Here is a 10,830-nt window from a genome sequence, read left to right as displayed (position 1 = left end):
GTCCCGCACGCTGCCCGCTGCTGCGATGATGGGGCGCTCGGCGTCGAACGCCGCAACTGTGCATGACTCATTCAGACAAGGGCCGATCGATGACGACTCGCAATGGTAATGATGGTTCAGTCGACAGCGGTGACTCCGTGCCCGCGCTGGCTGCGTTGTATGCGGCTGAACGGACCGAGGTGCAAAACATTCTGGGGCACGGACTGACGCTGGTAAGCGTCCTGGTGGCCTACTCTACGGTAATTGGTGCTGTCTGGGCGACCAGGCCGGATACAATACCGCACGCCTTGGTTCCGGTTATTCCTATACCCGCATTGTTGGTAATAGCTTGGCACTCGCAGTTGAACAGCCGAGTATGGGCGCACAATCAGGCGATTTTTATACTCGAGCAGAAGCTTTTGAATCAGATCCCCAGTATCAAAAATCCAACACGACTTTGGATCGGGCGTACGAGCGGCCGACTAGTGAATGAGACCCCGATACTCGTGAAAGAGAGAAGAATCGGGATGGCCGCGGCGAGCATCATCGCGTACGGGGGACTATTGACAGTCGTTCTAGCTCTGACAGTTTCAAGCCTGGCAATACCCATCGTTGTGAATCAGGATTGGCAGGCACTCGCATGGGCAATGGCGGTCGTATACGCAATCGTACTGTTCCTACTGGCCGCCTCATACCAGTCGACATTCGGCATCAATATGGAGAAGATGGATGAGTGGGCGAAATCTGCCTACGACGCCTTTCCCGACCAGTTTAAGGCAACGCACGGTGATGAAGAACGGAGCTGATTCTCCGAGTGGGTGTTGACCGCCGTGTCGGAGGCTGCGGTGCGAACGATTACGAGGCGCTGAGCGTATTCCGTGAGGTGATGACCGGAACCCGGTAAGAACCCGTTTGCGTTCCACAGGGGAAAGAATTCCGAGTCTCGTTCGACGCGTTGACCTTTGGAATTGCGCAGGGCTCGGATGGTGGCCATCGCCTCCTCAAAGCGGGCCACCGGTCTAGTCCAGTCCACGCCATAGGGTTCATTGCCTTCGCGTTCTCCGGTGTATTGCTGCCGCCAACCGATACGAGCCGTTACCAGAGCGGCCGGCACCTAACGCGACGCCCTGCTGTTCATCTGCGCGCTTCTGTTCACCGGGGCGTGGTGGAGTGTCGGTCACCACACGAGCAACTGGCTACCGATGTTGGTTTCCGTTTCGACGGCTGGCTATGCACTCCGCGGCGTCCATAACGGCGTGGCCTACTTTGTTCGTCGTCACGACGAGCCTTCAGGTCCACCCCACTCGTGGAAGGCTGCCGAGGCGATGGCGCTGCCCGAAAAGAAATTTGTTCAGGCAGGAGGATGACCCGGTCGTGGCCCACCACGTCCGGTGCCGTTCAAACCCCGGAGACCAGTGCAGCGCTTCGATGATGCGAGCCCGTTTGGGCCCAACAGCCAGCGGGCTGCAACGCGGGCGGCCGAACCGAACCTCAAACGGCTTACCGTATTAGTGAACGTACGTTCAATAGATGATTCCTTCTAAAAAGGCACGCACCGGGCACGATTTATCGGATTCAGTGGACAACTGTTACTATCGCGGCCATGGCGGAACGCGGTGCTCAACCCCCAGTCCCACGGGGTCGCCGGTTATTTCTGCGAGCCGTGCGGCAACTGTTCAGACCGCTGCGGCCCGACGATTACCTCGAGATGATCAACCCATTGTGGACGACGGTAGAGCTGCGCGGCAAGGTCGAGCGTGTCGAGCCGCAGGGATCCCAAGCGGCGAGCGTGCTGATTCGGCCGGGTTACGAATGGGTGGGCCACAAGCCAGGCCAATACGTGCGGCTCGGCGTCGTCATCGACGGCCGCTACCACTGGCGGGCCTATTCACTCACCTCCGATCCGGAGCCCGGAGACGGTCTGATCAGCGTCTCGCCCAAGAAGGTGGAGACCGGTGTCGTCTCGCCCTACCTGGTGGAAAAGATCCAGCCTGGCGAGCTGGTGCGCCTTGGGGAAGTGGAAGGAGTATTCACGCTTCCCGAGCCGTTACCGGCCAAGATGCTGTTCATCAGCGCCGGCAGCGGCATCACGCCGATCATGAGCATGCTGCGCAGCCTGGACCGTCGCGGGGATCTCGGCGACGTCATGGTCATCCATTCCGCTCGCGTCCGCGACGAGGTCATGTTCCTCTCCGTGCTGGAAGACCTTGCTGAACGCCACGAGAACATGCAGCTGGATTTGCGGCTCACCTCGGATCGCGGCCGAATGTCGCCGAGCGACCTGGACGAGTTGTGCCCAGACTGGCGCGACCGAGAGGCGTTCTGTTCGGGCCCCAGCGAACTACTCGATGGGCTCATCGAGCACTGGGAAGACAACGGCGACCCCGATCGCCTGCACTTCGAGCGCTTCCAGCCGAAGATCGGTGGGGACGGGGGTGAAGGCGAGGGCGGTGAAGTGACCTTCCTCGACAGTGATAAGACCGTCGAATGTGACGGCAGCACACCAATATTGGAAGCCGGTGAGGAGGCCGGTCTCGAACTTGCCTACGGCTGTCGGATCGGGATCTGCCACACCTGTGTCGGGACGCTGAAGTCCGGCAAGCTGCGCGATCTGCGCTCCGGCGAAGTCAGCGAGCCCACCGGACAGGACGTAAGGATCTGCATCAACGCCGCCGAAGGTGACGTCGAACTCGAACTGTGATCGAAAGGAGCCGCAGTGACAACTGTGGAAAGTCCGCTGGCCCGTCTAAGCGAACAAGAACTGGAAAAACTCGCGAAGGAATTCGACGCGATTCACGACGAGGTTTTCACCGATCTCGGCGATCGGGACCGGCATTACATCAAGACGGTGATTTCGGTGCAACGTCAGATCGTGGTGGTCGGGCGGGTGCTGCTGCTGGCGTCGCGGTCGAAAACCGCGTGGGTGCTCGGCACAGCGTGTCTGGGTATGGCCAAGATCTTGGAGAACATGGAGATCGGCCACAACGTCATGCACGGCCAGTGGGACTGGATGAACGATCCCGACATTCATTCCTCGGTGTGGGACTGGGACACCGCCTCCACTAAAGAGGGCTGGAAACACTCACACAATTACATCCATCACACCTACACGAATATCCTGGGCAAGGATAAAGACCTCGGATACGAGATCATGCGGATCGACCCCGCGCAGGAATGGCGGCCTGCCAATCTGGGTCAACCGCTATACAACTTGCTCCTCACGATGCTGTTCGAGTGGGGCGTAGCAGTGCACGACTTGGGCATCCAGGAAGTTCTCGCTGGCGAGAAACCCCGCTCAGAGATTTGGAAAGACCTCAAAGGCATTAGCGGCAAAGCGCGCTCACAGATTCAGAAGGACTACATAGGATGGCCGGCGATCAGTGCCGGTGCGTTCGCGCTGGCACAACTGGCCCTGCGCGGCCGCATCGATCAGCCCGCGGAATCCCGTATCGGCCGGCGGCTCCGCAGGGTATCGGGCAAAGGTCGCCTCGGGGCGACGGCGAGTCGGATGGACCGGTTTCTGCCCGGGCTGGAAAGCACATTTCTGCGTACCCTTGCCGCCGATGCGCTGGCCAACCTCATCCGGAACGTGTGGGCGCACGCCATCATTTTCTGCGGACACTTCCCGGACCAGGCTTACACCTTCACCGAAGAAGAGGTGAAGGACGAGACGCGCGGCGGTTGGTACGTTCGCCAGTTGACTGGTGCGGCCAATATCGACGGCAGCCCACTGTTTCATCTGATCAGCGGCAATCTCAGTTATCAAGTGGAACATCACCTCTACCCCGACATGCCGAGCAGTCGATACTCGGAGATCGCGCCGAAGGTCAAGGACATTTGCGAGCGCTACGAGTTGCCGTACAACTCCGGGCGGTTCTCCAAGCAGTGGTACTCCGTGCATCGGACTATCTTCCGGTTGGCGTTTCCCGGCGGGAAACCTCGGCCCAAGCCCGGGCCATACCACAGCGAGGACCGACGCATCGGAGCGGAAAGTCCGAGTGAGGCCAGCCGATACCGCGACCGACTGCCGGCGGAACACCCGGACGCCGGCCCAGAGCACGGCTCGACCGGCGTCGATGTTCAGCCGCCGCCACGCGGAAAGGACTGACGTGACGCGGCGCGGAGCCACCCAACCTGTCGGGACGGGCACAGCGTCAATCAGCGATTGCGACCGCCCCGCTGGGTGAACCAGATGCTTAACGCGACGGAGGCGACCACGGCGATGCTGAGCAGGACGGCGGTTGTCATCGCAGTAATCTATCGGTGACCGATAAGATCCCGCAGCGGTGCATCGTTGAAACTTTTCTCTCCGCCTAATTCGTCATACCCTGGTAGACAGCGACGGGTCAGGGGCAGGTTGCGTTCGTCACCGTCGCCAGACGGCCGTTGGTGCGCAACTGTGGTGTTAAGCAGTCAGCATCAGGCTGGCCGCCGTCGAAATTGCTGTGTGCGAAAACGCAGCACGGCTGTTCAACCCGGTAATCCTGCGGCGGTCCCCGAGTGCACAAAGGCGCGATCGCCGTTCATAACACCGTTCCTGTGTGTTCTTTAACGTTGTACTTCAGGGGAATTCAGATGGTGGAGGAAATGGTGCGCTGGTGATTACTCGCTTGGCGGGAGCCGATGCCCTGTCGGTGCACACCCAAAGCTCGAAGGCATCTGCACACACGATCGCGCTGATCGTCATCGAGGCGTCCGATCAGCTCAGCCATCAGCGGCTACATCGATTGGTGGCCGGGTCGCTGCCGCAACTGGCGCGGTTCCGCAGCCGACTGGTGAGCAAGCCGTTGGGTGTCGGACAGCCGGTATGGGCCGAGATCGACGACTACGACCCCACGTCGCAAATTCATTCTGCAACCGTTCGCGATCCCGGCGGCCCGCGCGAGTTGGCCGCTTTTATCCCGGATCTCATTACCGGCCGACACGATCGCCGTAAACCGCTGTGGGAGGCATGGAGTATCAACGGTCTCGCGGGCGGCCGGTGGGCGCTGGCAGTGAAGATGTCGCCTGCACTGAATGACGGCACGGCGGGAGCGACGTCGTTATGGCCACGGCTGCTGACCACCCAGTCGGATGCCGATCCAGCCAATAACCTTCCGGCTGAGCCGAGCTTCGGCTCAGTGCCTTCCGTCGGCGAGCTTGCGACCGATGTGGTGACCGAGATTGTCGAAAACCAGGTCACCGGCGCATGGCTGATCGCCCAGACCGTGTCCGGTCTTCTGCAGACGTTGCGTGGTCGGCTACGTGGCACGGGCGTAACGGACCCGGTGGTTTCGGCGGCGTCGCCTATGAGCAACTGGGAGCCCCGAACAGTTTTCAACGCGCCGCTGACTCGGCGGCGTGCAGTGGCTTTCGCCTCGATCCCGCTCGCGGACCTGAAGGCGGTCAGCAACGCGTTCGGGGGCAGCCTCACCAATGTTGTGGTAGCTGCCTGCACACTGTCATTGCGCGCCTGGCTACAACAACACGACCGGGTGCCCGACGCTCCGCTGCTGATGCGGATGCCGTTCGAGGCGCCGGCCACCGATCTGCCCGAAGTCGGAAACGGCTTGAGCGTCGGGCGTTTCCGCATCCCGATACAGCTGGACGACCCTGTGCAGGTCCTCGCCAACCTCCACACTGCCACCGAAAGGTTGAACGCCATTCGCAGCCGCCGCAACGAGAACAATGCTCCGAGAATCGGTTTCGCAACCATCGCGTCGCTGATTCCGCCGACCGCAACCAAGGCTGGTAAGCAGCTCTACACTCGGTTGGGCCTGCGACACCAACTCGGGCCGAGTTGTCATGGCAGTGTTTCTTACACCGTCGGCGAGTCGGCGCCGGTGTACTGTGCCGGCGCCAAGGTCGTCGGCATGCATACCGTGGCGCCGCTCGCCGAGGGCAGCGGCCTGAACATCGCGGTGATCTCCCGTGGTGGTGAATTGGATGTGAGCGTGTGTGCATGCCCCGACAACGTGCCCGCGGTCGACGACATTGCGACCGGTATCGCGCATTGTGTCCAAGGTTTGGTGGCGGCCGCACAGGAAGCTCCTCGCGGAAAAGGCCGCTCCGTCGTCACGGAGATGACGTCACACCCCGCGAATCGTTCACGCCGTCACCCTTGATCAAAATTGGTGCCCGACTAGAGGAGGTTCGAGGATGACTGCGCCACCACGGCATCTGGGCACCTCGACCGCCCGCCTCTCGTTCGGTTAAATGTGGCGTTCCACGAGCAGCTGCTCGCCGCCGTCGGCGGCCGGCGTGGGGTAGCGGCCGCCAACATGTTGTGCGAGATATGCGTCGAACATTTCAACGTTGATGCGGCAGCGATCTCGCTCATCTTCCAAGGAGTTAACAGCGGCACCCTTGGATCGAGCGGCGAATTGGCGCGCACATACGACGAACTGCAGTTCACCTTCGGCGAGGGGCCTTGCCTGGACTCGGTCACGCAGCGGATCCCTATGCTTGTTGTCGATCTGACCCAGGAGGTCCGCTGGCCCGCCTACGGCGCCGCCATGCTCGCGCACAATATCCGCGCCGTGTATGCGATACCCATCGTTGTGGCCGCCGAGTTCGTCGGCGCCCTCGACTTCTTCTGCACGCAGCCGGGTCAGCTGGAAGGCGATGCGCTGACCGGTGCCGGCGTCGCCGCCGAGTTGGCCGGTATCACCTTTCTCGACCTTCTTGACACTGACTTGCAGGCCGCCGTCTCCAATCCCGACAGCAACGCGTGGGCCGAGCTCGATGCGCTCAGCCGCGCCGAGGTAAGTCAGGCGACCGGCGTGATCGTTGGCCAGTTGGGGTTGGAACCGGCAGAGGCCTTGATGCGGCTGCGTGCCCACGCCTACGCCACCGGTCTCAGCGCCACCGACGTCGCACGTGAAATCCTCGACCGCCGAATCCAGCTCGAGGCCGACTGATCCCGGCCGCACCGACACGAAACGCAAAGGAACAGGAGCCAATGTGACCGAATCTCCTCGAGAGACGCGCGTACTGGGCGCAGTCGTCTCGCTGGTCGATAGCCTGCTCTTCGACTTCGACGTCGTGGACCTGCTCACAGAACTCACCGAACGCTGCGCCGAGCTGCTGGACATCGCGGCGGCAGGCTTTCTGCTCGCCGACCCGTTAGGGCGTCTTCGCCTGTTAGCCGCAACTTCTCAGCGGACACGCGACCTGGAGCTGTTCCAGCTCGAAGCCGACGAAGGCCCGTGCGTGGACTGCTACGCCACCGGCCAACCGGTCTCAGTCGCCGACCTGCAAGCCGCCACCGAACGGTGGCCGAACTTCGTCCCCGCGGCGATCGAGTACGGGTTCAACTCGGTGCACGCCGTCCCGATGCGCGCCGCCGGCCTCGTCCTGGGTGCGCTCGGTCTATTCGGCACCCACCGCGGGGCACTCAATGACGCCGATCTGCTCGTGGGTCAGACCCTGACCCACATCGCCTCCGTCGCGATCCTGCAAGAACACCCGCCCACACCCTCCAGCGTCATGCCGCAACTACGTTCGGTGCTGACCAACCGCGTGCTCGTCGAGCAGGCGACAGGCTTGCTTCTGGAGATGCTGGACATCTCAGTGGAAGACGCGTTCAGTCTGTTGCGGAGCTACGCACGGGCCCACGGCGAACATTTGGCCAACGTCGCCCGTAAGTTGATGAACGATCGGCATTCCCGCCCGATACTCGTGGCGGAATTGACCGAGTTCGCAGCCACGCCACCGCGCTAACGGCTTCAGCGCTGCCGCGAGCGGGCGCGCCGCACGGCCTCCTCGACCAGCCGCTCGGCGACGGTGTGCAGCTTGACGTTCCCGGCTTGGCTGATGCGGGCCAGCCGTTCGAAGGCCTGCTCAGCGCTGCCACCCGACCGGCTGCGGATAATGCCGATCGCCTGATCGATCACCGCGCGGCTATCCAGGGCGCGCTGCAACCTCGAGGTTCGCTCTTGGGCCTTGGCCAGCAATTGGGCGTTGTACACCGACACCGCTGCGGGTCCGGCGAACTGTGACCCCAACTGCACAGCATGTTCGGCGAATGCGTCCCGGTTTTTCGCGTAGGCATTGATCGCGCCGATCACCTGGTCCCCGACGATCAGCGGCAGGGACAGCGCAGAATGCACTCCCATCCGGGCGACCCGGCCACCGAAGCGCGGCCAGCGGCAGTCACTGCCCAGCGATCCGCTGACGGCTGGTCGCCGTGTCTGCATGCACGTAAGACAGGGCCCCTCATTCAATTCGTCGTACTGAACCTTGTCGATCTCGTTGGTGAGCACCGCCGTCGCCGCCCACGTCTGCACACTCGGTATGCCCCGGCGCAGTTCAACCAAGGCCACACCGGCGCCCTCGACCCCGGGTATCGCCTGGGCGGCGAACTCGGCTACGCCGCTGAGAAGGTCGCTCACTCCATGGGCACCGGCCACGATCCCGGACACCCCGCGAAGGCCTGCGTACAGGTCGGTGTCGTCCGCTTCCAGCTGCGCGGCCGATAATTCGGGCTTTTCCGGTTCGCGACCGGGTTGGGCATCGTAGTCAGGCATCGTGTGGAGTAAATCTACTCGCGCCCGGCCGAAGATTAAATCGCCCCGCGTGCCTCGTTGACAGCCATAGGGCGGTGACGGATGGTCGATGCGTGATGCGGCCAGGTGCCCGTAGTAGGACCATTCTGCTGATCGCCGGCATCACGGCGTTCATGACGATGGGGCTGACGGCAGGTGTGATCGCCGGCAGCCAATTGCGCGTTCGGACAACGACGCCACCCGCTGGGGGGCGAAGTCCGGCGGCGCTCGCTGCGGACTTCGTCCGGCTGGAGTCCAAGCTGCACGCTTCAATGGGGATCGTGATCAGCGCGATCGGCAGCAAGCAAGCCCAGATCATTCTGGGGAAGTGGCGAAGTGGTCCTGCCTGGTCCACGATCAAGGTTCCATTGGTCATCGCGGGGGCACGGGAAAAGAATCCGCCCGCGATCACTGCCGCGATGGACGCCGCAATCACCCGGTCTGACAATGCGGCGGCGGAATCGGTCTGGGCCGGGTTGGGTGAGCCGGTCACCGCTGCACACAAGGTCGAGGCGGTACTGCGGTCCACCGGCGACCCGACGATCGTTCAGTCGCAGAAGGTGCGTCCGGAGTTCACCGCTTTCGGTCAGACCGACTGGCCGCTGACCGACCAGGTGGCGTTCACTTCGGCTGCGTACTGTGACGGAACGAACGCGCCGGTATTCGACTTGATGGGACGCATCGAACCCGACCAGCGATGGGGCATCGGCACTGTGGCCGGCTCACAATTTAAAGGTGGCTGGGGGCCGTCACCAACCGGCAGCTATCTGGTCCGCCAGATCGGCGTAGTACCTGCCCCGCAGGGGATGGTCGCCGTCGCACTTGCCGTACAACCCGCCTCGGGGAACTTCGACGACGGCACCGCCGACCTCACCGAGATGGCCAGGTGGCTGAGCGCCCATCTCGGGGCCCTGCCGGCCGGTCAATGCACCCGATGACTTCGCCCGATGCTGCTGCGTGTCGCCGTGCCAGGAAGGACGGATGGCGGCGCATGTCCTCGCTACGCTGCTGCGCACGCCGTTGCGCGGCAACCCGGCGCGGGTGCGACTGAAGGTCGACAACCGTCGCCACTGGGGTATCAGACACGCCCGTCACTCCCTTCAAGGCCCGAGTCCGGTGGGCTTTTCGCCCGCCTTGTCGAGGGTGGCCCGCCGAACTGTGCGGCATGGTCAGTTTTGGCCATGAATTCACTGTGCATACGGCGGGCGAAGCGTCGACCCGGGCAGCGGGCAGGAAGGGCTATCCCAATACGGTGTGCATCAGCATCACGTTGTACGCCGACCACAGCGACAACGTGAAGTAAAGGTCCTTGCCGGACGACCACGGGTGGATGTAGGGCGCGTAGACGCCGCCGGGCATCTGCGTCGACGACACCAGCACATGCTCGGGGCTCCACGGACCTTGCGGTGCGGGTGCCGTCCTGGCCACCACATCGTTGGCGCCGTTGCAGTACAGCATCAAGAATTGCTTGAGGTAGCTGTTGTACTGGGCCGACATTTCGCTCACCGGGCCGGGGACGACCGGCGTCGCCGCCGCCGGGTTCGCCGGCACCCAGGACCCGTTGGCGTCGCCGTGCCAGTACTGATACTTGGTCAGGTCCGGGAGAAAGCCTTCGGGAACCTTTGTCACGTAAGCCGATCCGCCACGTCCGGCCGGTGTCCCTAACGAGTAGACGTAACCGTCGCCGGGTCGGGTGAACGCTCCCATCTGGAAGTTCTCGTTTCCGCCGCTCGGCGGGCGAATGGTACCGGGATACACGCCCCAGGTCTGGCCGTTGTCGATCGACCGCGCGATACCCGAGTAGTTCGTCGACCACTCGCCGTTGTTGCCCCACGACCTGATGGACATGAAGTTGACGAATTGGGTTCTGCCGACCGAGACTGCGGCGGTCGGAATGATTCCGGTCTCGGACGGCGCCTTCTTGATCGTGTTGATGACCTGTTTGGAAAGGTTGGGCGCCAACAGCGGCGAACCGGAGTACCGGTCGTTCACCACCCCGGGCGCCACGCTGATTCCGTTGTTCAGGTCGCCGTCCTGCGTGCGGAACAACGTGTTGTACCGCCACTGGTGGCCGTGCACACCGCAATAGCCGTAGCTGTCACCGAAGACCATGAGCACCTGGTGGTTAGCGGGATCTCCGTTGTCCCATGGGATTCCAAGGTCAGCGCCGGAGATGCCGAACCGGTCCAGGGTCTGGTTGGGGCTGTTCGGTCCGCTGATCCACTCCGCGAGTGATGTCGTCGACGCCGCGATCGCCGCACCGGGGTCGGCCGCCGGTCCGGGTGCCGGAACGGCGTTCGGGGCGACCTGAGCGGCGTTGGGGGAC

At 62.9% G+C, this 10,830-nt stretch carries 9 protein-coding genes and 1 pseudogene; 7 read left to right on the top strand and 3 right to left on the bottom strand.

The window, feature by feature from the left end; all coding sequences use genetic code 11:
• Positions 1-89: 89 nt before the first annotated feature.
• Positions 90-785, top strand: coding sequence for a hypothetical protein (locus tag WA317_RS11415; RefSeq protein WP_425173130.1), 696 nt, complete (start codon positions 90-92; stop codon positions 783-785).
• A gap of 107 nt (positions 786-892) precedes the next feature.
• On the opposite strand, the pseudogene WA317_RS11410 reads toward WA317_RS11415, so the two are convergent.
• Positions 893-1,042, bottom strand: a pseudogene (locus WA317_RS11410) (LLM class flavin-dependent oxidoreductase); the annotation flags it as partial.
• Between the two features lie 540 nt (positions 1,043-1,582).
• Between WA317_RS11410 and WA317_RS11405 the strand changes: the two are divergent.
• The 5 genes from WA317_RS11405 (at position 1,583) to WA317_RS11385 (ending at position 7,680) form a co-directional block, all read left to right on the top strand.
• Positions 1,583-2,680, top strand: coding sequence for a ferredoxin reductase (locus WA317_RS11405; protein WP_425173129.1), 1,098 nt, complete (start codon positions 1,583-1,585; stop codon positions 2,678-2,680).
• A gap of 15 nt (positions 2,681-2,695) precedes the next feature.
• A complete protein-coding gene (locus WA317_RS11400) occupies positions 2,696-4,087 on the top strand; it encodes a fatty acid desaturase family protein (RefSeq protein WP_425173128.1) in 1,392 nt (463 codons plus the stop codon).
• Between the two features lie 490 nt (positions 4,088-4,577).
• Positions 4,578-6,083, top strand: a complete 1,506-nt coding sequence (locus tag WA317_RS11395) for a wax ester/triacylglycerol synthase domain-containing protein (RefSeq protein ID WP_425173127.1) — start codon at positions 4,578-4,580, stop codon at positions 6,081-6,083.
• 93 nt (positions 6,084-6,176) lie between these two features.
• Positions 6,177-6,878 (top strand): GAF and ANTAR domain-containing protein, encoded by a 702-nt coding sequence (locus WA317_RS11390; protein WP_425173126.1) that lies wholly within the window; start codon positions 6,177-6,179, stop codon positions 6,876-6,878.
• A gap of 43 nt (positions 6,879-6,921) precedes the next feature.
• Positions 6,922-7,680, top strand: coding sequence for a GAF and ANTAR domain-containing protein (locus WA317_RS11385; protein WP_425173125.1), 759 nt, complete (start codon positions 6,922-6,924; stop codon positions 7,678-7,680).
• Between the two features lie 5 nt (positions 7,681-7,685).
• On the opposite strand, the gene WA317_RS11380 is transcribed toward WA317_RS11385, so the two are convergent.
• Entirely contained in the window at positions 7,686-8,486 is an 801-nt protein-coding gene (locus tag WA317_RS11380) for a GAF and ANTAR domain-containing protein (protein ID WP_425173124.1), read from the bottom strand.
• Positions 8,487-8,581: 95 nt separating this feature from the next.
• Between WA317_RS11380 and WA317_RS11375 the strand changes: the two genes are divergently transcribed.
• Complete coding sequence (locus WA317_RS11375; protein WP_425173131.1) at positions 8,582-9,442, top strand: hypothetical protein; 861 nt, start codon at positions 8,582-8,584, stop codon at positions 9,440-9,442.
• Between the two features lie 301 nt (positions 9,443-9,743).
• Here the strand turns inward: WA317_RS11375 and WA317_RS11370 are convergent.
• Positions 9,744-10,830: DUF4185 domain-containing protein (locus tag WA317_RS11370; RefSeq protein WP_425173123.1), on the bottom strand; the 1,087-nt coding region annotated here is incomplete at its 5' end.

The sequence above is a fragment of the Mycobacterium sp. genome (genome assembly GCF_049802695.1).
In the GTDB taxonomy this organism is placed as follows: domain Bacteria; phylum Actinomycetota; class Actinomycetes; order Mycobacteriales; family Mycobacteriaceae; genus Mycobacterium.
The sequence above is the reverse complement of the archived record's forward strand: the minus strand, read 5'-3'. Positions and strand labels throughout refer to the sequence as shown.